We start from the raw sequence: 21,308 nt of genomic DNA, 5'->3' as shown, positions 1-21,308 counted from the left end.
AGGTCTCAGCGGGTGAGCGACCCGTACAGCGCGGGGCGGCGGTCACTCAGATACGGGTTGGCCGCCCGGGAGGCGGCGAGGAAGTCCGGGTCGGCGTCGGCGAGCACCAGATCGTCTCCGTGGCTGCCCGCGCGGGTCCGGGCGATTCCGTCGGGTCCGGCGAGGCAGCTCAGCCCGGCGAAGTCGAACTCGCCCTCGGGGCCGGTCCGGTTGGCGTACGCGATGTACATCTGGCTCTCGAACGCGCGGACCGGGAGGAGCTTCTCGGCGACGAACTGGAACGGGTTCATCAGCGCGGTCGGCACGAGCAGCAGTTCGGTCCCGGCGAGGGCGTGCGCGCGTACGTTCTCGGGGAACTCGACGTCGTAGCAGATCAGCAGGCCGACGCGGAGGCCGCCGAGCTCGGCCTGGACGACGGGCTCGTCACCGGCGGTGAACCACTCCTGCTCGAAGCAGCCGAACAGGTGGGTCTTGCGGTAGTTCGCGAGACGGGTGCCGTCGGGCCCGATGAGCTGCGCCGCGTTGTAGACCTGCTCGCCGTCGCGCTCGGGGTAGCCGTAGACGACGGCGATCCCGTGGCGGCGGGCGATCCCGGCGACGGCCTGGGCGGACGCGCCGTCGGCGGGCTCCGCGAGACGGTGGATGCCGTCGCCGATGGCGTAGCCGGTGAGGAACATCTCGGGGCTGACCAGCAGCCCTGCACCGGCCGCGGCCGCGTCGGCGGCGTGGGCGTCGAGGATCTCGAGGTTCTTGGCAATGTCGCCGGGAGTTCCGGAGCTCTGGAGCAGGGCGGTGCGCAGCGGCGGCATGGACGACCTTCGGAGACGGTGAGCGGGGTGCCAGGACAACAGTCAGGACGACGTCAAAACGGTACGTTCCGGCGCTCCGCCGGGACAAGGCGAGTCCGTTGCGTTCCGAGAGTCGATCCATTGCGCGCATCGCCTGTCCGGCGGCGATTCGTTGCACGCCGGGTCCTCCGCCGGGCGGACCGGTCTCCCCGCCGGACGGCGGAGCCGGTCACGCCCCCAGGGCGATGTTCCGCGCCGACCCGGGCGGAACAGTGGGGGATGCCGGATCACCGACGGAAGGGAAGTCGCATGAACAGACGCACGAAGGCCGTCGTGCTCGCCGTGGCGCTGCTGATCGCCGTGGGGGTCTCGGGCTCCGCCGTCGCCTCGGGGGATGGCGACGGAGGGGTCCGCCCGCGTGAGGCGGCCGCCCTGACCGGCACGGCCAAGCTGTATCGCCCGGCCGGAGACGACATCACGTTCTCCTTCGACGCCCACCTCGCCGCGAAGGACAACATGGACCCGCACAAGGCCCATGGCACCTTCCGCTTCAGCCACTACGACGCGAACGGCGCGGGTGGCTGGGCGGAGGTGAAGGTCGACTGCCTGATGACCGGGGGCAAGGTGGCGGTGGTGACGGGTGTGGTCACCGACGGCAACACCCCGCACAGGGGGAAGCGGGTCGGGGTCACCGTCCACGACCAGGGGAGGAGCGACCGCCTGGGCTACACCTGGATCGAGGAGGGCGAGGTCGCGGACGTGCCCACGTGCCTCAGTGCGGCCCCGTTCGAGACCGTCGCGAAGGGCACCGGCGACTTCACGGTCCTGCCGTGGCGTCCGGAGTACCCGTCGGGCCAGGGCTGACGGTCAGCCGGGCGAGCCGGACGAGAACCGCCTGAGCAGCGGGGACAGGACCAGCACCGACTTGGTCCGGTCGACGAACGGCTCGCCCGCGATCCGCTCCAGCACACGCTCGAAGTGGCGCATGTCGGAGGCGAACACCTGGACGATCGCGTCCGCCTCGCCGGTGACGGTGGAGGCGGACGCGACTTCCGGGTAGCGCTCGAGACCGCGCTGGATGGTCTCGGGCGAGGTGTTGCTGCGTGCGTAGATCTCGATGAAGCCCTCGGTCTCCCAGCCGAGCGCCGCGGGGTCCACGCGCACCGTGAAGCCGGTGATGGCTCCATCGGCCCGCAGCCTGTCCACGCGCCGTTTCACGGCGGGCGCGGAAAGGCCGACGAGCGAACCGATGTCGGCGTAGGAACGGCGTGCGTCCTCGGCGAGGGCGTGGACGATGCGTTCGTCGAGATCGTTCAGTCGCACAGGGGGTGGATCACTTCTCTGCTGTTGCCAACCGGGAGCGGCCAAGGCCGTACAGGAAGTAGAACACGAGCCCGGCAGCCATCCAGCCACCGAACCACAGCCAGGTGATGCCGGGCAGGCTGTACATCATGTAGGCGCAGAAGAGGAAGCCCAGGATCGGGGTGACCGGGAAGAGCATCACCCTGAAGGTGCGGTTCATCTCGGGGCGCTTGTAGCGCAGGATGATCACGGCCACATTGACCAGGGCGAACGCGAAGAGCGTGCCGATGCTGGTGGCGTTCGCCAGTTCGCCCAACGGGATGAAGGCCGCGAGGGCACCGCAGAAGACCGAGACGATCACGGTGTTGGCGCGCGGGGCGCCGGTCTTCCCGTCGACCTTGGCGAACACCTTGGGCACCAGGCCGTCGCGCGACATGGCGAACAGGATGCGGGTCTGGCCGTACAGCACGGCGAAGACGACGCTGGCGATGGCGACGACCGCGCCCGCGGCGAGCACCACACCCCAGAAGCTCTGACCGGTGACGTCCTTCATGATCTGGGCGAGTGCCGCTTCGGTGCCCTCGAAGTCCTGCCACGGCATGGCGCCGACGGCGACCAGGGCGACGAGGCAGTAGAGCACCGTCACGATGAGCAGGGACAGCATGATCGCGCGCGGCAGGTCCTTCTTCGGGTTCTTCGCCTCCTCACCGGCGGTGGAGGCGGCGTCGAAACCGATGTACGAGAAGAACAGGGAGGCCGCGGCGGCGCTGATACCGGTGACACCCAGCGGGGCGAGCGGGGCGTAGTTGCCGGCCTTGATGCCCATGAAGCCGATGCCGATGAAGAGCAGCAGCGTGACGATCTTCACGCCGACCATGATCGAGTTGATCCTGGCGCTCTCCTTGGCGCCGCCCATCAGGAAGACCATGGCGAGCAGCACCACGATCAGCGCCGGCAGGTTGATGAAACCGCCTTCGCCGATGGGCGCGGATATCGAGCCGGGGATCGTGACGCCGATCGTGCCGTCGAGCAGTTCGTTGAGGTACTCGCCCCAGCCGACCGCGACGGCCGCGACCGAGACCCCGTACTCCAGGACCAGGCACCAGCCGCAGACCCAGGCGATGAGCTCGCCCATGGTGGCGTACGCGTAGGAGTACGAGGAGCCGGAGACCGGGATCGAACCGGCGAGCTCGGCGTACGAGAGCGCCGAGAACAGGGCGGTCAGACCCGCGACGACGAACGAGATCGCGACCGCGGGTCCGGCCAGCGGGGTCGCCTCGCCGAGGACGACGAAGATGCCGGTGCCGAGGGTGGCACCGATGCTGATCATGGTCAGCTGCCACATGGTGAGCGAGCGGCGGAGGCTTCCGCCCTCGCCCTGGCCGCCCTCGGCGACCAGCGTCTCGACGGGCTTGCGCCGCATGAGGCGGGCACCGAGACCGGGCTGGGGACCCGCCGGTCCCTGCTGAGGGGTGACGGGCGGCGCTGCGCCGTGGTCCAACACTGGGGAGGCTCCTTATCGCTGCCTAGCGAGTGGCGGCGACCACGGCGCTTCCCCTCATCGCTCCATCGCGTTCACCGGATTCGCTCCGGTGAACGCGGGCAGGGCTGAGCAGCCCTGTGCGGGGGGATCGCCGAGCAGACGGTCCCCGCCAAACTCCACGTACAGCCAGCGACCTTACGAGGTGAGCGTTCCGAACGGAAATGCACGAGCTTTGCGCATCCGCGAATGATCGTTGCGTGGTTGGAGAGAGCACGGAGGAACGTTGCACGGCCACGCAAAAGCGTTCCGGAACCGCTCTCGGCGGCATCGGGGAGCCCCCTGCTCCTCCCGCCGGTCGGGTCGCCGCTCACACCGCCGGTCGGGTCGCCGCTCACACCGCCGGTCGGGTCACAGCTCGCGCAGCCGGTCGGCGATCTCACGCAGCAGTGTCGGGTCATGCTTGTCCCGCTGGGCCGAGGGCGCCGAGATACGCACGAGCCCCGCCTCGACCAGATCGGCCAGCAGTACCCGCACCACGGTCAGCGGCAGATCGGCGTCGGCCGCGACCTCGGCGACCGGGCGCCGCCCCCGGCGCACCAGGCCCAGCAGGGAGCTGCGGGCATGGTCGAGCGCAGGCGACGGTCCGTCCTCCTGATCGATGGCCGTGACCTGCGACATCATGTCGATGTGATGCTCTGCGGCGGGGCGGGTCCGGCCCTGGGTGACGGTGTACGGGCGCACCATCGACCCGGTCTCGTCCTCGTACCAGTGGTCGCTCACGGGATCAGGCGTCGGTGGCCTCGCGGACGGCGCGCGCGGGCACGGCCATATGCCGGCCCACCCGCCTGACCAGCAGGGTCATCTCGTGGGCGAGCTGTCCGACATCGGTCTCGATGTCGGACAGCACGGCGAGACGGCTGCCGTCACCGGCCGGCGTGATGAACAGATACGCGCCATCGAGCATCACCATGGTCTGCCGCACCCGGCCCGCCCCGAAACGGTCCCCGGTCTCCTTGGCCAGGCTGTGGAACCCGGCGCAGACGGCGGACAGATGCTCGATGTCACGTGCCGGCATCCCGCGCGACGCGCAGGTGACCAGCCCGTCCGAGGTCAGCAGCACGGCCTGGCGGACATGGTCGGTCCTGGCCACCAACTCGTCCAGCAGCCAGCCGAGGTCGCTCGCGGCGGTCTGCGCGACCGGCTCGGCTCCCTCGCGGTTTCCGGGGTCATCCATCCTGACCCGTCCCTTCGTCGCTCATGGTCTCCCGCCCGGCCGGGTCGTCCTTGCGACCCCGGTCGAGCCCTCGTTGAAACGCCCCGAAGATGGCCCGCATCTCCTCCGCGCTGACTTCCTTGGCGGGTGCACGGCCCGCGGGCTCGCGACCCGTGTCCGGGCCCCCTGGCGCGTCACGCAGCGGCGCCGCGAGCGACGCCTGCCGCACCCGCCTGGGCAGCGCCCGGGCGCCGGTCGCTTCGCCGCCTTCCGGCTCCGCGCGGTCGTGCGCGTCCTGCCCCCCGGACGGGGCGTCGGGCCGGTCACCGGCACGGTCGTCGGGCTGCCACGGCCTCGTCGACTCGGACATCCGGGTCTCCCCCACGGTCGCGGCCTGCCCACTGCCGTCCGCGACGTCATGTCCTTCGACAGCCACGGCGTCGGCGGCGGAGTCGCCGCCCTGCGCTGACCCTCCGTCCGTCCCGGACGCCCGTGACGCCTCAGGGAGGGCCTTTCGCGTCCGCTGGGGCAGCACGGGGGCCGCCCCGGACGTGCGCGGGTCCAGGACGCCTACCGGCGCCTGCTCGGGCTGTGGCATGGCGTCGGTCACCGCGCGCAGGACGGCCGTGGGTGTGTCCTCCGCGACGGTCGGCGCGACCGGCCGGCGACCACGCGTCGGCAGGGTGCGGACCACCGCCCCCGGCGAGGAGGCGGACTCGGGCACGGTCACCACGGGCTCGACCGGAGAGGTGACCGAGGTCGGCAGCAGCACGACCGCGGTCGTGCCGCCGTACGGGGAGCGGGTGAGGGTCACGGTGATGCCGTGGCGGGCGGCGAGCCGGCCGACGATGTACAGGCCGAGGCGCTCGTCCAGCACCGGGTCGTAGTCACCCGGGCGTGCCAGCGTGCGGTGGGCCTGGTCGAACTCCTCGCGGTCCATGCCGAGGCCGCGGTCGTCGATCTCGAGAACGAAGCCGTTGCGGGCCTCGCCGGTGCGCATCGTCACCTGGGTGTGCGGCGGGGAGAACGCCGTCGCGTTCTCCACCAGCTCCGCGACGAGGTGCACCACGTCCGCCACGGCCTCCGCGGCCACACCCACCGGAGGCATCGGCGGCACGACGACACGCGTGTAGTCCTCGATCTCCCCCACCGCGGCGGACACGACATCGACCAGCGGCACCGGCTGCCGCCAGCGCCGCCCCGGTGCCGCGCCCGAGAGGGTGATCAGGCCCTCGGCATGCCGCCGCATACGGGTGGTCAGATGGTCGATGCGGAACAGGTCTTCGAGAATGTCCGGGTCGGTGGTGCGCCGCTCCAGCGTGTCGACCAGCTTCGACTGGCGGTGCACCAGCGCCTGGTTGCGCCGGGCGATGTTCAGCAGCACCGCGAACATTCCGCGTCTGAGCGTGGCCTGCTTCACCGCGGCCTCGACTGCCGCCCTGCGGGCCGCGTTGAGCGCGTGCCCGACCTGGGCGATCTCATCCGGGACGACTGAGTTGTTCCCGGCGTTCCCGGCGTTCCCGGTGTTCCCGGCGTTCTCGGCTCCGAAGCGGATCGGCGGCGCCGCCTGAGCGGCGTCCACGTCCTCTCCCGCCGCGAGCCGTTCCATGACCTCCGGCAGCTGGCGGGTCGCCAGCACATCGGCAGCGTCCCGCAGCTCTTCCAGACGACCCGCGATACGCCGGCCCGCGGACACCGAGAGCCAGATCGAGATCACCACGGCGACGAGTCCCACGCCGCCGACCACCGCGGCCTTCACCATCTCGTGGTAGGCGAAGTCACGTCCGCGGGCAGCCGCGTTCAGCGCGGATTCGGTGCACAGCTGCATATAGCGCTTGACCGCCCGGTCGGTCGTCGTCCGCCAGGAGTCCGCGGCGATCGCCTCGCTCGCACCGGACCCACCGGCCCGCAGCAGCGCGTCCTCACCGGAGACCAGCGAGCGGTACGCGGTGCTCCGCTCGAAGTCCCTGAAGAGTGCCGCCGAATCGGCCGGGAGATCCGCGACATAGGTCCGGTGGAAGACCCTGCGGTCCTCGACCGTGGCGGTCAGCGCGTCGTACTGGGCGTCACTGACCCTGCCCGCGGCTCGCGCCCCGGCGACCAGCGCATCCTCGCGGGAGACGAACTCCCGTACCCGCACCAGCTCGACCACCACCTGCGCCTCTCGGGCGAGCTGCCCCGCCTGGAGTGCGGTGAGGGTGGACTGGATGTCGAACGTCGGCTCGACGAGCCCGGTGTACGCGTCGACGGCACCGCTCCAGGACAGCGACTCGTCAAGCACCTGCTTGCGCAGCCCTTCCAGCTGTCCGGCCGCCTCGTCCATCGCGTCCAGCGACCGCCGCTGCCGGTCCGACAGGTCCTCGCGGTGCTCCTGGTCCCGGATCGCCTCGTGCATCGTCTGCACGGCCCGGTCGGTGGACCGCTGCTGGGCGAGGTACGCGGCGGCGTCGGCCTTGTCCGCGTCGCGCTCCGCGGATCCCAGATAGCCGGCCGCCAGCCGGCGCTCGATCTGGATCTGCCCGACCGCCGTGTCCACCGGGGTACCGAAACTCTCGTAGACCCCCTGGAGGCGGATCAGGGCGCGCAGATCTCCGGTCACGGACACCATCGCGAAGGTCCAGAGTGTCATCAGCGCGATGATCGGCAACACGGTGAGAGCCACGATCCGGCCACGGATCGTGGAACGGCGCAATCGCCGGCGCATGAACTCCCCAGAGCGTTCGTAACTGCGTTTGGTGACTCACTGACCAGCGGCTGTTACCCACCGGTAGGGGCTGTCAAGCTACGCGATGGGCAATGTCGGACGCAATGCTCCCTGCGGTAATCCAGGCCATTTCGGTTACGCGGTGGGTATGGACACCGTGTCAGAGCTCCGCCAAGGTGCGCGAAAGGGCAGACACGGGCAGGGATGGCCCGAACCGGACTTCCCGTCTCCCGTATCCGAAGATCGGAGCCCGCCTTTGACGCCCCACACGACGCCCGGAACAACACCCGGAACAACACCCGGAACGACGCCCGGGACGACCCCCTGTGTGCCCCCGGACGGGACACTGCCCGACGGCTGGCTCGATCCGGGTCCGTTCCTGCGCGGTGTCGCCTGGCGGGACGGTGCACGGGCGGTGCGGGCCGACCCCGCGGATCTGGCCCGGCTGCCCTGGGACACCCGCGAGCGGGCAGCACTGCCCATCGGTGTGCGGCTGGAGTTCACCGCCCCGGGCGGAGCCAGCGAGGTGCGGATCCGGTACCGCGCGCGGGTGCCGGATCCGGCGGACGCGCTGCGCGACATCGCCCACTGCTTCTCGCTCTGGCACGGTGATCGCTGCCTCCGCGAGTCCTTCACCGAGCCCGCGGAAGAGAGCGTCGTCACACTGGAACTCCCCCCGGGAATCGGGCCGTTCACCGTGCATCCCCCAGAATCCCAGGCGCCGGTGATCCTGGGCCTGCGCGGTGTGGGCGGCACAGTGGTCCCCGCGTCCGGGCGCCCCCGCTGGGTCGTACACGGGGACTCCATCACGGAAGGCTGGTGGTCGACCCGGCCTGCCCACTCCTGGCCCGCGACCACCGGACGGACGCTGGGACTCGACACCGTCAACCTCGGCTACGCGGGCGGCGCCCGGGGCGAGCTGCCCACGGCCCAGCAGCTCGCCCGGCTTCCGGCGGATCTGCTCACCCTCGCCTTCGGCACGAACTGCTGGTCCCGCACCCCGTACAGCGCTCCCCTGATGTACGAGACGGTCCGCGCCTTCGTCGCCCTGGTACGCCAGGGCCATCCGGACACCCCGCTCCTGCTGCTCTCCCCCGTGCTGTGCCCGGAGGCCGAGTCGACGGCCAACATCCTCGGCGCGACCCTCGCACAGCTCCGCGCGGCGATGGAGTCCGCGACCCGTGACCTCATGGCGGAGGGCGACCGGCGTCTCACCCTGCTGCCGGGCCGGGAGCTGCTGGCAGCCCGCCATCTGGCCGACGGGCTGCACCCGAACGACAGCGGACACGTCCTGATCGCCGCCGCGGTCGGAGATGCTCTGCGCACCGCCGGGTTCACCGACCTCGTGGCCGGCTCGGCCGCTTGACGGGACCTCGCACGCCGGGCCGGTCGGCCCGGCCGTACGAAACGGCGGCGGCCCCGGGATCAGGATTCCCCGGGCCGCCGCCGCTATGTGATCGACCAGCTCATCAGCTCCAGCTGGCGTGCAGCGGCTTGCCCTCGGCGTAACCGGCCGCGCTCTGGATGCCCACGATCGCCCGCTCGGTGAACTCCTCGAGGGAGCCGGCGCCCGCGTAGGTGCAGGACGAACGGACGCCCGCGATGATCGAGTCGATCAGGTCCTCGACTCCCGGGCGGGCCGCGTCCAGGAACATCCGCGAGGTGGAGATGCCCTCCTCGAAGAGCGCCTTGCGGGCCCGGTCGTAGGAGGACTCGTCGCTGGTGCGGTTGCGGACGGCACGCGCCGACGCCATGCCGAAGGACTCCTTGTAGAGCCTGCCGTCGGCGGACTGCTGGAGGTCGCCGGGCGACTCGTAGGTGCCCGCGAACCAGCTGCCGACCATGACGTTGGAGGCACCGGCGGCCAGCGCCATCGCGACATCGCGCGGGTGCCGGACACCGCCGTCGGCCCACACGTGCTTGCCGTACTTCTTGGCCTCGGCAGCGCACTCCAGCACCGCCGAGAACTGGGGGCGGCCCACGCCGGTCATCATCCGGGTGGTGCACATGGCGCCGGGGCCCACACCGACCTTGATGATGTCCGCACCCGCCTCGATGAGGTCGCGGACGCCCTCGGCGGCCACGATGTTGCCCGCCGCGATCGGGACCTGCGGGTCGAGGCCGCGGACAGCCTTGATCGCCGAGATCATCGACTCCTGATGGCCGTGCGCGGTGTCCACGACAAGCGTGTCGACGCCGGCGTCGAGCAGCTGCTTGGCCTTGCCCGCCACATCGCCGTTGATACCGACGGCTGCGGCGATGCGCAGTCGGCCCTGGGCGTCCGTGGCCGGGGTGTACAGCGTGGCGCGCAGGGCGCCCTTGCGGGTCAGGACACCGGCGAGCCTGCCGTCCTTGCCGACCGCGGGGGCGATCTTGCGGTTGGCGTTGTCCAGGGTGATGAACGCCTTGCGCGGGTCCATGTCCGCGTCGACGAGCAGCAGGTCCTTGGACATCACCTCGGAGAGCTGGGTGAAGCGGTCCACGCCGGACAGGTCGTGCTCGGTGACGACGCCGACCGGACGTTCCTGCTCGTCCACCACGACACCGGCACCGTGGGCCCGCTTCGGCAGCAGGGACAGGGCGTCGGCGACGGTCTGGTGGGGGGTGAGCACGATCGGGGTGTCGAGCACGAGGTGGCGCGTCTTCACCCAGGAGATGACGTCGGTGACGACCTCGATCGGGATGTCCTGGGGGATGACGACCAGGCCACCGCGGCGGGCGACGGTCTCGGCCATCCGGCGGCCGGCGATCGCGGTCATGTTCGCCACGACCAGCGGGATGGTGGTTCCGGTACCGTCCGGGGATGAGAGGTCGACGCCCTGACGGGAGCCAACGGCCGACCGGCTCGGCACCATGAAGACGTCGTCGTAGGTCAGGTCGTAGGGGACCGGGGACGAGGCAACAGGCCGTCCGGTGCCGGGCTCAAGGAAACGCATAAGTCTCACATTTTCACGCGAAACGTCGCAGGTCACTCCTACAAGGACACAGCAAAACGCCCCCGCGTTCGGATATTCCTCCAATGGAGGTACGGGGGCTTCCTGGGCCGGGCAGAAGTGGGAACCTGCCTTACGTCGAAAGGCTACCCGAACGGGAAGCAGAGGGGCCAGCGGGCCCTCGGAACGGCACCTGCCCTAGTCGTTCTGTCCCATGGCCACCAGCACGGCGACCCGCCGCGGCATCGTGTCCACCGCCTGTCCGAAGACCTCCTGGGCGGTCTGCCACTCGCCCGGCCGGGCTGCCGCGTACTCCTGCCAGCGGCGCACGAGCACCAGGGCGCCCTCGTCCCCGGGCAGGTCGGTGAGGCAGTCGGCGAGCGCGTCCCAGTTCCGGCCGAACCAGGCGGGCAGCCCCAGGTCGCGCGCACAGCGCTCCATGAAGGCCGCCTTGTCCATGACCCCGTGGAGGTCCAGCACGGTCACGTTCCGGCCGGCCGCAGCGTCGAACAAGGCCGCGAGGGGGCCGTTCCGTTCGTTGCGGCTGTTCCGGCCGTCGCTCATGGGGTCGCCCTTCTCCGGGTCCGGTGAGTGATCTCGCGTGTAGTAGATCGCGCCGCTGTCGCTGCTGACAACCGCTGACACATGCGACAGCCCCCGGCCATCCGCTGACGCGGGTGATGAACGCGGGGCTGGGTGGGTAGGGAAAGTCCCGTGCAGCCCAACGAAGACCCCAGCGGCCGGACATCCGGCGACCCGGCACCCGGCGGCGCGGCAGACAGCGGCGCCGCACCCCCGGATCCGGTGATCGGCAGCCTGTCCTGGGAGGACGTCCTCCCGGAGCGCGGCCCCGACCCCGATGAGGCTCTTCGCCGAATCCGCTGGGAAGCCCGGGCGGCTGCCACCCGGCTGACCGCGGGGGACGTCCACGGCGTCGCCCTGACCTGGGTCGACAACGCCGGGCTCACCCGGGTCAAGACCGTCCCCGTGGCCCGGCTGGCACAGGTCGCGGAACGGGGCGTCGGCATGTCGCCCGTCTTCGACGTCTATCTCGTGGACGACTCGATGACGATGAGCCGCCACGTCGGCGGCCCCGACGGAGACCTCCGGCTGATCCCGGACCTCGGGCGGCTCACCGTGCTCGCCGGGCAGCCCGGCTGGGCGTGGGCCCCCGTGGACCGCCATGACCAGCAGGGACGGCCGTACCCCGGCTGTCAGCGGCTGTTCGCCCGGCGGATGGCCGCGCTCGCGGCGGAGCGCGGTATCGAGCTCCGGATGGGCTTCGAGACCGAGTGGATCGTGCAGCGGGACGGCGCACCCGCGTGCACCGGGCCCGCGTACGGCATGGCACGGGTGGCCGAACTCGCCGGGTATCTGGACGACGTGATGTGCGCGCTCACCGACCAGGGCGTCGAGGTGCTCCAGCTCCATCCGGAGTACATGGCCGGGCAGTTCGAGGTGTCGGTGGCGCCGTCGGATCCGGTGGGCGCCGCGGACCTCGCGGTTCTGGTGCGCGAGACCGTACGGTCCGTCTCGCTGAAGCACGGGCTCACACCGCTGTTCGGTCCCGCGGTCGTGGCGGGAGGCGTCGGCAACGGCGGTCACCTCCACCTCAGTCTGTGGCGGGAAGGGAAGAACCTCTGCCGGGACGGCGGAGGTCCGTTCGGGATGACCGCGGGCAGCGAGGCGTTCCTGGCGGGCGTCCTGCACGCCCTGCCCGCCCTCCTCGCGATCGGGGCGCCATCCCCCGCGAGCTATCTGCGGCTCGAACCCTCCCGCTGGGCGGGTGTGTTCCAGTGCTGGGGGCTGGAGAACCGCGAGGCCGCCCTGCGATTCATCACCGGCGCACCGGACGACCCGGACGGTGCCAACGCCGAGGTCAAGTGCTTCGACCCGGCGGCCAACCCCTATCTGGTGGTGGGCTCCGTGATCGCGGCCGGGCTCGCCGGGCTCGAGGCCAGGGCGGTGCTGCCGGCTCCCGTCCAGGGCGATCCGGCCGCCTGCGACGGGTCTTCGGACGCCGGTCCGGCGCCGGAGCGGCTGCCGCGCACACTCCCCGAGGCTCTGGGCCACTTCGACCGCTCCGACATGCTGCGGGAGGCACTGGGCGAGGTGCTGTTCGAGGCGGTTGCGGCCGTACGCCGCGCCGAGATCGAGCTGTTCGACGGGAAGTCCCCGCAGGAGATCGCCGATGCCACCTGCGGGCGGTTCTGAATGCCGCCCGATCCTGCCTGGGCGCTGCCACCGCTCGTCGACCACCACTGCCACGGGGTGCTGCGCCGGGAGCCGGACGTGGACTCCTTCGTCTCTTACCTCACGGAGTCCGACGCCCCCGCCTCGTCCGGCACGAGCTTCTTCGACACCCAACTGGGGTTCGCGGTACGCCGTTGGTGCCCACCGCTGCTCGGTCTGGAGGCGCACTGCCCTCCCGACCGCTATCTGCAGCGGCGTCGCGAACTGGGCCATGAGGAGGTGACCCGCAGGCTGCTGGAGGCGAGCGGTACGGGCACATACCTGGTCGACACCGGGCTTCCGGGTGACCTCACCGGCCCCACGGAGCTCGCGGCGCTCAGTGGAGGAGCGGCACGCGCGGTCGTACGTCTCGAGTCACTGGCCGAGCGGACGGCGGACGCCAGCCACGGTCCCGATGCCTTCGTCGAAGTCTTCGACCACGCCGTCACGGCCTCCGCCCGAACCGCCGTGGGATTCAAGTCGATCGCCGCCTACCGCCATGGGCTCGGGCTCGACCCCGATCCGCCCGCCGAAGCCGAAGTCCGCGCCGCGGCGGGGCGCTGGCTGGATACGCGAGAACCGGGCGGCCGTCTCACGGATCCGGTGCTGCTGCGTCATCTGCTCTGGTCGGCGGTGCGCACCGGACTGCCGCTCCAGCTTCACACCGGCTTCGGTGATCCCGATCTACGCCTGGACCACTGCGATCCGCTGCTGCTCACGGACTTCATCCGGGCCGTCGGCCCCCACGGCTGCCCCCTCGTGCTGCTGCACGGCTACCCGTACCACCGCCACGCGGCCTATCTCGCCAACGTGTTCCCGCATGTGTACGCGGACGTGGGTCTGGCACTCGCGCACACCGGGGCGCGCGCGGAGGCGGTGCTCGCCGAGGCGCTGGAGCTCACCCCGTTCGGCAAGCTCCTCTACTCCAGCGATGCCCACGGCCTGCCCGAGTTGTACGTCGTCGGCGCCCGCGTGTTCCAGGAGGCCGTCGAGCGACTCCTCGGCGACTGGACGGGCTCCGGTGCCTGGTCGGTCGAGGACGCCGGACGCGTGGCCCGCCTGCTGGCCGCCGAGAACGCCCAGCGACTGTACGGCCTGGAAACCGTGGAGCCGCCGGATCCGGTCTCGATCCCGGGAGCGTGACGGACGACGGGTCGCCCCGTCAGCTGTCCGGGTCCGCCCGCTCCAGGGCCGGGCGGGGCCCCGGCTGGGACTCGGTGAGCAGGAAGTCCGCGGCGGCGGTGTCCGTCACCAGGCTGGTGACCAGCCCTGACCGCAGCACCGCGCCGATCGCCGCCGCCTTGCGCTGACCGCCCGCGATGGCGATGACCTCGGGGATACGGCGCAGCCGGTCCGCCTCGACGGTGATGCAGCGCTCGCCGAGGTCACGACCGACCCTGCGGCCGTCGGCGTCGAAGAGGTGGGCGGACATCTCCGCGGCCACGCCCAGCGAGGCGTAGTGGGCGCGCTCCTCGTCGGACAGCATGTCGTGGACGGTGGAGATGCCCGGCTCCCAGGAGCCGATGGAGACACAGGCGACGGTCACCTTGTCGAAGTACTCGAAGGCACGCGCGATACCGGTCTGGTTGCGCAGGGCCGCGGCCGTGGCCGGGTCGGGCAGCAGCATGGGCGCGTAGATCGGGTGCGCCTCGCCTCCGGAGACCTGGGCAGCTCGCCGCACCGCCTCCACCGATCCGCGCTCGGCGGTTCCCGCGTCGTAGACGCCGGTGAGCTGCACGACGGTGCAGGGCGGAAGCCGGTCCAGCGCAGCCGCCATGTGGATCGTGGAGCGCCCCCAGGCCAGACCGAGTACATCGCCCTCGGCGACGAGCTCGCCGAGCAGATCCGCGGCGACCTCACCCAGGTTCTCCGGGTCGGGGGACTCGTCCTCGCCCTCCGCCGGGGACTCGACGACCACCGCGTGCCGGAGGCCGAAGCGGGCGCGCAGCGCGTCGGAGCGCTCCGCGTCCAGTTCGGCGGGGACGCGGATCTCGATCCGTACCAGATCGCGTTCGAGCGCGGTCTCCAGGACCCGTGCGACCTTGAAGCGGCTGACGCCGAACTCTTCCGCGATCTGGATCTTGGACTTGCCCTCCAGATAGAAGCGACGTGCCATGGCCGCCGCCTGCACCAGCTCCGCGGGTCCCATCCGCAGGGCTGGCCGTCCCGCCGACATTGCAGACACCGCGCTCTCCTCACTGCTGTTCACACTCCGGAACCGTCATCCTGTCAGATCCGAAGGTTGTCGATCAGCCCGGACGGGCCCCGTTCACGTAACCGTGGCTCAGTGGTCGCATGCCCAGGGCGCTGAAGCAATGGTCCGGGACGCCTTGTCACGCAGCGCCCGCACCGCCTGCGCCGGGTCCTCGGCGCCGTACACCGCCGAGCCCGCGACGAAGACATCCGCGCCGGCTTCGGCGCACCGCTCGATCGTGGCCTCCGAGACACCTCCGTCGACCTGGAGCCAGAGCTCGAGTCCGTGCTTGTTGATCAGCTCCCGGGTACGGCGGATCTTCGGCAGCATGATGTCCAGGAACGCCTGGCCGCCGAAGCCGGGCTCCACGGTCATGATCAGCAGCATGTCGAGCTCGGGCAGCAGGTCCTCGTACGGCTCGATGGGCGTGGCCGGCCTCAACGCCATCGAGGCACGCGCCCCCTTCGCCCGGATCTCCCGCGCCAGCCGTACCGGCGCCGCCGCGGCCTCCACGTGGAAGGTGACGGACCCGGCACCGGCCTCGACGTACTGCGGTGCCCAGCGGTCCGGGTTCTCGATCATCAGATGGCAGTCGAGCGGGGTGTCCGTGGCGCGGCTGAGCGACTCGACCACCGGAACGCCCAGCGTCAGGTTGGGCACGAAATGGTTGTCCATGACATCGACATGGAGCCATTCGGCACCTTCGACCGCCTTGGCCTCCTCGGCGAGGCGGGCGAAGTCGGCGGACAGGATGCTGGGAAAGATCTGAGCCATGTGCCAAGACTGCCATGCGGCGGCACCGGCATGCGCAGGAGGACCGCAAGGTGGCTTCGAGGGTAGCCGGGACCGGGGGCGGGAGGCGGCGCCGCCGGGGCTTCGGCGTCCTTCGTCGACCGCGGTGGTGGTGCCACGACCGCCTCACACGCTCCACGCGTCCCGGACTCATCGCCTGTGGACCACGACGGGGCGGCGGTACCTGCTGTCACCGCCCCGGTGGTGAACTCCGTCGCCGGGCCCACGAGGTTCGCGGCCTCAGGCCGTACGCCGCAGCAGGGCCAGATACATCGCGTCCGTGCCGTGCAGATGCGGCCACAGCTGGACGTCGGGCCCTTCGCCCAGGGCCGGGATCCCGGGCATCAGCGGGCGGGCGTCGATCCACTCGGCCTCGGCCGCCGGGCCGCCGCGGCCCTTCAGGACGTCCTCCACGACCACACGGGTCTCTGCGAGATGCGGCGAGCAGGTCGCGTAGCCCACGACTCCCCCGATCCGGACGGCGCTCAGCGCCTCCCGCAGCAGGGAGCGCTGGAGCGGGGCGAAGCCCTCGAAGTCCTCGGGGCGGCGGCGCCAGCGGGCCTCGGGACGGCGGCGCAGGGCGCCGAGTCCCGAGCAGGGCACGTCGACCAGGACCCGGTCGAAGGAACCGGGGCGCCACGGCGGGCGGGTGCCGTCGGCGGCGATGACCTGGTACGGGCCCGGGTTGCCGGCCAGCGCGCGCTCCACGAGGCGGGCGCGGTGCGGCTGCTTCTCGGCGGCCAGCAGCGCGGCACCACGCCCGGCGGCCAGGGCGCCCAGCAGGGCCGCCTTGCCGCCGGGGCCCGCGCAGCCGTCGAGCCAGCGCTCGTCAGGGCCGTCGAGCGGGGCGTTCGCCAGCGCGATCGCGACAAGCTGGCTGCCTTCGTCCTGGACCCCGACCCGCCCCTCGCGGACCGGGTCGAGCGCACCCGGCTCGCCGCCTTCGGCGAGCCGCACGGCATACGGCGACCAGCGGCCCGGCAGCCCCGCCCCCTCGCCGAGCAGCTCCAGGAGTTCCTCCGTGGTCGCCCGGCCGGGGCGGGCCACCAGCGTCACCTCGGGCCGCTCGTTGTCGGCCTCCAGCAGGTCCTCGATCCCGGCGCGGCCGCCGCCCAGCGCGTCCCAGAGTGCCGAGACCACCCACCGCGGATGCGAGTGCACCACGGCGAGGTGGTCCTCGGCGTCCTCGTCGAACGGCGGGGCCACGCGTTCCAGCCACGCGTCCAAGTCGTGCTGCGAGATCTTCCGGAGCACGGCGTTGACGAACTTCGCACGGCCGTCACCGAGCACCACCCTCGCCAGCTCCACGCTCGACGACACCGCCGCGTGGGTGGGGATACGCGTGCCGAGCAGCTGGTGCGCGCCCAGCGAGAGCACGTCGAGCACCGGCGGGTCGACCTCGCGCAGCGGGCGGTCCACACAGGCGGCGATGATCGCGTCGTAGGTGCCCTGGCGACGCAGCGTCCCGTAGACGAGCTCGGTCGCGAGTGCCGCGTCCCGGCTGTCGAAGTCGCCCTTCTCACGGGCCTTGCGCAGCAGCGGGGGCAGCACGAGGTTGGCGTACGCGTCCCGCTCGTCAACGGCCCGGAGCGCGTCGAAGGCGAGGATCCGCACGGGGTCCTTCGCCGGTCGGCGGTAAGGCTTGTGGGAAGGGCGACGGCTCTGCTCGCTCAAAAGGTGCTCCGCGTTTCGAAAGGGTCGAACCCCTTCAGCCTACGACGCCCCGATCACCCCTCAGACAGGGCCCAGCCGCTCCCCGGGGGCGATCCGCACCCCGCGCGCCCAGTCGGCGGCGCGCATGGGCTTCTTGCCCTGGGGCTGCACCCAGAGCAGCTCGACGGCGTGCGAACCCGTACCGGCGTACACATTGTTCTTCCCGGCGGCGAGCTCCCCTGGCGCCAGGTCCGAGCGGTCCTGGACCAGCGTGGCGTTCACCAGCTTGAGCCGCTCGCCCCGGAAGACGGTCCAGGCTCCGGGTGCGGGCGTGCAGCCGCGTACCACCCGGTCGACCCGGAGGGCCGGTGCCCGCCAGTCCACATGGGCGTCCTCGACGGTGATCTTCGGCGCGAGGGTGATGCCGTCGGCGGGCTGCCGTACGGCCTTGAGGGTCCCGTCCTCGATCCCGTCCATGGTCGCGGCCAGCAGCCCGGCACCGGCGAAGGCGAGCCGGGTGAGCAGATCACCGCTGGTGTCGGAGGGGCGCACATGCTCGGTGATCACTCCGTACACGGGCCCGGAGTCGAGTCCCTCCTCGATCTGGAAGGTCGACGCACCGGTCATCTCGTCCCCGGCGAGGATCGCGTGCTGCACCGGCGCCGCGCCGCGCCAGGCGGGCAGCAGCGAGAAGTGGAGATTGACCCAGCCACTGCTGGGGATGTCGAGCGCGGCCTTCGGCAGCAGGGCGCCGTACGCGACGACCGGGCAGCAGTCCGGCGCGATCTCTCGCAGCCGGGCCAGGAAGTCCTCGTCACGCGGTTTGACGGGCTTGAGGACCTCGATTCCGGCCTCCTCCGCGCGTTGCGCGACGGGACTGGCGACCAGCCGCCGGCCACGGCCCGCGGGCGCGTCGGGGCGTGTGACGACCGCGGCCACCTCGTGGCGGTCGGAGGCGAGCAGCGCGTCAAGGGCGGGTACGGCGACCTCGGGGGTGCCTGCGAAGACAAGTTTCACTGGGATTACCTCGCTCTGTGTGCCGGGTGGACGCGCGACGCACCAGTCTATTTGGCCCTGCTGACCGGGGGCGCACGAGAGCCCGCGCGCCCTGCGCAGATGCCCTCACTCTCCCGCACCGTGACCACAACGCAGCCTGGAGCGTTGGTCAAGAGAGATTGACCGAAACGGGCCGCATGCCGCCGCATCTGGATCTGGTGGCATCCGGTGCGGCCCGGCCCCTTTCAACGCCGGTTCGAGAGGCTTGTCCATGGCCGACCACGCAACTCACGACGCCCAAGCCCGGGCCAGCCTGCATCTGTTGGTGCGGGACATCGAGCGGGTCCGCCGACAGGTGGACGCACTGCGCACACTCACGGCGCAGTTGGGCAATGTCTACCGTCCGCGTCGCTCCGGCCCGTCCGCGGGCTTCGTCGTCTATGGCAGGGCTCCCGCCCCGACCGTCCGCCTCGCGCAGGAACTGCGGGACAGCGTCGAGACATTGGTGACCGCGGCGGTGGACTTCGACCGCTCGCTCGGCTTCTCGTGGGACGCGGTGGGTTCGGCGCTGGGTGTCACCAAGCAGGCGGTGCACCGGCGTTACGGCTCACGCCGGGCGACGCAGGTACCGGCGGGTGCCACGCCGGAGGCGGTGCCGGCGCCCGCCCCCGCGGTCCCGGCAGCCCGGGCGGTCCCGGCCCCCCGCAACGGCTAGGCCGTACCTCAGAGGCCTGGCCGTCTACGGGACGGGGGACGACGGACGCACCGGGCGCCGCCACGGGGTGCGGGCTCGCCGACAGCCCGCCCACCCCGAACCGGCGCCGGCGAGCGCTATCCGATGTCCCGCTATCCGATGTCCGGGGGGTCGATGCGGACCCGCACCGGGTCTCCCCCGCCCCGCGCCAGCCGCGACGCCTGCGCCGATTTCAGGGCGGAGGCCAGGGTCGCCCCACTGCCCGTGGGCACCCGCAGCAGCGCACGCTCCCAGTGCTCACCCGGCGGGGGGTCCCCGGGCCTGCGGGGGCGGCCGGGGGCCACCGGGGGCAAGGGGACCGGGCCCAGGACCTCCGCGTCGGACGGGAGGGAGGCGGTCGCCAGGAACGCGGCAACCGCGTCCGCCCGGCCCGTCACGGACGCCATCCGGGACACCGGGGGGAAGCCCAGCTCGGTACGCTCGGCCAGCTCACGCCGGGCGTGGCCCACGGGGTCCCACCGCACCAGCGCCTGCACGGGGCGCAGGGTGGGTTCGGCGACGACCACCACGGTGCCGCCCTCCCCCTGACCTCGCACCAGAGCCGCCGCGCTCAGCCAGCGGCGCAGAGCCTCCTCGCCTGATCTCAGATCGGGCCTGCCCAGCATCGCCCAGCCGTCGAGCAGCAGCGCCGCCGCATATCCGCCGTCAGCGACCGGTTCCGCGCCTGGGGTGCTGACGACCAGCGCGGGCCGGTCGGGCACGGTGTCGAGGACATGGTCGCGCCCGGATGTGCGCACCGGCACGGCAGGGAAGACTCGTCCCAGCTCCTCGGCGGTGCGCCGGGCGCCCACCACCTGGGCCCGCAGCCGGGTGCCACCGCACCCGCCGCAGTGCCACTCGCCGGCGTCCCTGCCGCACCATCCGCAGCGCAGGTCACGCTCCCGGGGCGCCTCCAGGGGGCCTGCGCAGTGCCCGCAGCGAGCAGCCGCACGGCACCGTTCGCAGGCCAGCTTCGGTACGTATCCCCTGCGGGGCACCTGCACCAGCACCGGCCCGGTGCGGAGCCCGTCGCGCACGGTCTGCCAGGCCAGGCTCGGCAGTCGCGCCGCTCGGGCCGCCTCGTCGCGCGCGAGCTCTCCGTCGCCGACCGTCCGTACCAACGGGGCCGCCTCGCGCACCCGGGCGCGGTCCGCGGCCAGTGGCCCGGCCCAGCCGCTCTCGATGAGCTGGGCGGCCTCGACGGTGCAACTCACCGATCCCATCAGGAAGCCGCATTTCTCGTGCGCCGCCCGCAGCAGCAGCACCTCCCGCGCATGGGGCAGCGGTGCGTGCTGCTCGCTGTGGCTGGAGTCGCCGTCCTCCCACAGCGCGACCAGGCCGACCTCACGGACGGGCGCGAACATCGCGGCCCGGGTCCCGATCACCGCCCGCACCGATCCGCGGCGCACGGCGAGCCACCGCCGGTAGCGTTTCTCGGGTCCCGCTTCGGCGGTCAGCACCGCGTGCCGCCCCTCACCGATGAGCCCGGTCAGCGCCTCGTCGACCCGTGCCACGGCCCGGCCGTCCGGCAGGACGACCAGCGCGCCGCGACCGGACGCCAGGGTCGCCACCACGGCCCTGGCCAGTTCCTCGGCCCAGTGCGGCCCCGGCAGCGCGTTCCACACGGCCCGTGGGGCACCCCCGGTGGCGAGTGCCTCCAGGAAGCCGGGACCGCGGGGGTAGCGTGCCCAGGTCCCGGGGTCGGGTGCACCCGGCGGCGGCAGCGGCTCCGGCGAGGGCTTCGCCTCTGCCCGGGCACTGCGCGGTGGCACGGCGAGCTGCAGCACATCAGCCAGGCTGCCCGCGTAGCGGTCGGCGACCGCCCTGGTCAGCGCGAGTAGCTCGGGGCTGAGCACCGGTTCGGGCGAGACGACGTCGGCGAGCGCGGCCAGCGGTCCCGCGTAGTCCGAATCGGCCCGGCGCTCCACGATGAATCCGTCGGTCAGCCGACCGCCTTCACGCCGTCCGGCACGCACCTGGTGCGCGCCCGCGCCGAACCGCACCCGCACGCGCACCCCCGGCTGGGCGACGGCGTCCAGCTCCTCGGGCACGGCGTAGTCGAAGAACTGGTCGAGGTGGAGCACGCCCTTGTTGACCACGACCCTGGCCACCGGCAGTACGCCCGCGAGCGCGGCTCCGCGCCAGGTACGCGGCTTGGCCCGCGGGGCCTTGGCCTTGCGCACGGTGTCCCGTATGAGCGCAAGCTGCTCGGGCGGTCCGTCCCCGGTCCGCCCGGAACTTTCGTCGCCGCTGCTCACAGCGACATTCCTACCAGACGGGACTGA

General features: G+C 72.0%; 18 protein-coding genes. 5 read left to right on the top strand and 13 right to left on the bottom strand.

Features of this window, described 5'->3' with window-relative positions; translation table 11 throughout:
- Positions 1–5: 5 nt before the first annotated feature.
- Complete coding sequence (locus ACFV6V_RS09950; RefSeq protein ID WP_385561738.1) at positions 6–809, bottom strand: carbon-nitrogen hydrolase family protein; 804 nt, start codon at positions 807–809, stop codon at positions 6–8.
- A gap of 288 nt (positions 810–1,097) precedes the next feature.
- Between ACFV6V_RS09950 and ACFV6V_RS09945 the strand changes: the two genes are divergently transcribed.
- Positions 1,098–1,652 (top strand): Repetin, encoded by a 555-nt coding sequence (locus tag ACFV6V_RS09945; RefSeq protein ID WP_385561736.1) that lies wholly within the window; start codon positions 1,098–1,100, stop codon positions 1,650–1,652.
- Between the two features lie 3 nt (positions 1,653–1,655).
- Here ACFV6V_RS09945 and ACFV6V_RS09940 read toward each other — a convergent pair whose 3' ends face one another.
- The 5 genes from ACFV6V_RS09940 to ACFV6V_RS09920 form a co-directional block, all read right to left on the bottom strand.
- Positions 1,656–2,111 carry an Lrp/AsnC family transcriptional regulator gene (locus tag ACFV6V_RS09940; protein WP_385561733.1) on the bottom strand — a complete coding sequence of 152 codons (456 nt, stop codon included), beginning with the start codon at positions 2,109–2,111 and terminating at the stop codon, positions 1,656–1,658.
- Positions 2,112–2,121: 10 nt separating this feature from the next.
- Positions 2,122–3,594 carry an amino acid permease gene (locus ACFV6V_RS09935; RefSeq protein WP_385561730.1) on the bottom strand — a complete coding sequence of 491 codons (1,473 nt, stop codon included), beginning with the start codon at positions 3,592–3,594 and terminating at the stop codon, positions 2,122–2,124.
- Between the two features lie 387 nt (positions 3,595–3,981).
- Complete coding sequence (locus ACFV6V_RS09930) at positions 3,982–4,353, bottom strand: DUF742 domain-containing protein (RefSeq protein WP_385561727.1); 372 nt, start codon at positions 4,351–4,353, stop codon at positions 3,982–3,984.
- 4 nt (positions 4,354–4,357) lie between these two features.
- Positions 4,358–4,807, bottom strand: coding sequence for a roadblock/LC7 domain-containing protein (locus ACFV6V_RS09925; protein ID WP_385561725.1), 450 nt, complete (start codon positions 4,805–4,807; stop codon positions 4,358–4,360).
- Positions 4,800–7,415, bottom strand: coding sequence for a nitrate- and nitrite sensing domain-containing protein (locus ACFV6V_RS09920; RefSeq protein ID WP_385561723.1), 2,616 nt, complete (start codon positions 7,413–7,415; stop codon positions 4,800–4,802). Before ACFV6V_RS09920 ends, ACFV6V_RS09925 begins: the two co-directional genes overlap by 8 nt.
- Before the next feature lie 403 nt (positions 7,416–7,818).
- On the opposite strand from ACFV6V_RS09920, the gene ACFV6V_RS09915 reads away from it, so the two are divergent.
- Positions 7,819–8,856, top strand: coding sequence for a GDSL-type esterase/lipase family protein (locus ACFV6V_RS09915; RefSeq protein WP_385561720.1), 1,038 nt, complete (start codon positions 7,819–7,821; stop codon positions 8,854–8,856).
- Positions 8,857–8,959: 103 nt separating this feature from the next.
- Here the strand turns inward: ACFV6V_RS09915 and ACFV6V_RS09910 are convergent, their stop codons facing one another.
- Positions 8,960–10,426 carry a GuaB1 family IMP dehydrogenase-related protein gene (locus tag ACFV6V_RS09910; protein ID WP_385561717.1) on the bottom strand — a complete coding sequence of 489 codons (1,467 nt, stop codon included), beginning with the start codon at positions 10,424–10,426 and terminating at the stop codon, positions 8,960–8,962.
- 195 nt (positions 10,427–10,621) lie between these two features.
- Positions 10,622–10,987 carry a barstar family protein gene (locus ACFV6V_RS09905; protein WP_385561813.1) on the bottom strand — a complete coding sequence of 122 codons (366 nt, stop codon included), beginning with the start codon at positions 10,985–10,987 and terminating at the stop codon, positions 10,622–10,624.
- A gap of 312 nt (positions 10,988–11,299) precedes the next feature.
- Here ACFV6V_RS09905 and ACFV6V_RS09900 point away from each other — a divergent pair, with 312 nt between their 5' ends.
- Complete coding sequence (locus tag ACFV6V_RS09900; RefSeq protein WP_385561810.1) at positions 11,300–12,637, top strand: glutamine synthetase; 1,338 nt, start codon at positions 11,300–11,302, stop codon at positions 12,635–12,637.
- Positions 12,638–13,798, top strand: coding sequence for an amidohydrolase family protein (locus ACFV6V_RS09895; RefSeq protein WP_385561714.1), 1,161 nt, complete (start codon positions 12,638–12,640; stop codon positions 13,796–13,798).
- 19 nt (positions 13,799–13,817) lie between these two features.
- Here ACFV6V_RS09895 and ACFV6V_RS09890 read toward each other — a convergent pair whose 3' ends face one another.
- The 4 genes from ACFV6V_RS09890 to fmt form a co-directional block, all read right to left on the bottom strand.
- A complete protein-coding gene (locus ACFV6V_RS09890; RefSeq protein WP_385561712.1) occupies positions 13,818–14,864 on the bottom strand; it encodes a sugar-binding transcriptional regulator in 1,047 nt (348 codons plus the stop codon).
- A gap of 75 nt (positions 14,865–14,939) precedes the next feature.
- Positions 14,940–15,623: a ribulose-phosphate 3-epimerase gene (gene rpe, locus ACFV6V_RS09885; RefSeq protein ID WP_385561709.1), complete on the bottom strand. Its 684-nt coding sequence runs from the start codon at positions 15,621–15,623 to the stop codon at positions 14,940–14,942.
- A gap of 258 nt (positions 15,624–15,881) precedes the next feature.
- Positions 15,882–17,315 (bottom strand): RsmB/NOP family class I SAM-dependent RNA methyltransferase, encoded by a 1,434-nt coding sequence (locus tag ACFV6V_RS09880; RefSeq protein WP_385561706.1) that lies wholly within the window; start codon positions 17,313–17,315, stop codon positions 15,882–15,884.
- A gap of 60 nt (positions 17,316–17,375) precedes the next feature.
- Complete coding sequence (fmt, locus tag ACFV6V_RS09875; protein ID WP_385561704.1) at positions 17,376–18,311, bottom strand: methionyl-tRNA formyltransferase; 936 nt, start codon at positions 18,309–18,311, stop codon at positions 17,376–17,378.
- A 250-nt stretch (positions 18,312–18,561) separates the two neighbouring features.
- On the opposite strand from fmt, the gene ACFV6V_RS09870 reads away from it, so the two are divergent.
- On the top strand, positions 18,562–19,005 hold the full coding sequence (locus tag ACFV6V_RS09870; protein WP_385561701.1) for a hypothetical protein: 444 nt from the start codon (positions 18,562–18,564) through the stop codon (positions 19,003–19,005).
- A gap of 131 nt (positions 19,006–19,136) precedes the next feature.
- Here the strand turns inward: ACFV6V_RS09870 and ACFV6V_RS09865 are convergent, their stop codons facing one another.
- Positions 19,137–21,281: a primosomal protein N' gene (locus tag ACFV6V_RS09865; RefSeq protein ID WP_385561698.1), complete on the bottom strand. Its 2,145-nt coding sequence runs from the start codon at positions 21,279–21,281 to the stop codon at positions 19,137–19,139.
- Positions 21,282–21,308: the final 27 nt, after the last annotated feature.

The organism is Streptomyces sp. NPDC059828, assembly GCF_042731955.1.
GTDB lineage: Bacteria > Actinomycetota > Actinomycetes > Streptomycetales > Streptomycetaceae > Streptomyces.
Note: the sequence above shows the minus strand (reverse complement) of the source record. Positions and strands in the feature narration are given on the sequence as shown.

Coding starts and splice junctions, on each gene's coding strand:
- ACFV6V_RS09950 (WP_385561738.1), bottom strand. CDS start 809: ATGCCGCCGCTGCGCACCGCCCTGCTCCAGAGCTCCGGAACTCCCGGC.
- ACFV6V_RS09945 (WP_385561736.1), top strand. CDS start 1,098: ATGAACAGACGCACGAAGGCCGTCGTGCTCGCCGTGGCGCTGCTGATC.
- ACFV6V_RS09925 (WP_385561725.1), bottom strand. CDS start 4,807: ATGGATGACCCCGGAAACCGCGAGGGAGCCGAGCCGGTCGCGCAGACC.
- ACFV6V_RS09920 (WP_385561723.1), bottom strand. CDS start 7,415: ATGACACTCTGGACCTTCGCGATGGTGTCCGTGACCGGAGATCTGCGC.
- ACFV6V_RS09910 (WP_385561717.1), bottom strand. CDS start 10,426: ATGCGTTTCCTTGAGCCCGGCACCGGACGGCCTGTTGCCTCGTCCCCG.
- ACFV6V_RS09905 (WP_385561813.1), bottom strand. CDS start 10,987: ATGAGCGACGGCCGGAACAGCCGCAACGAACGGAACGGCCCCCTCGCG.
- ACFV6V_RS09895 (WP_385561714.1), top strand. CDS start 12,638: ATGCCGCCCGATCCTGCCTGGGCGCTGCCACCGCTCGTCGACCACCAC.
- rpe (WP_385561709.1), bottom strand. CDS start 15,623: ATGGCTCAGATCTTTCCCAGCATCCTGTCCGCCGACTTCGCCCGCCTC.
- ACFV6V_RS09870 (WP_385561701.1), top strand. CDS start 18,562: ATGGCCGACCACGCAACTCACGACGCCCAAGCCCGGGCCAGCCTGCAT.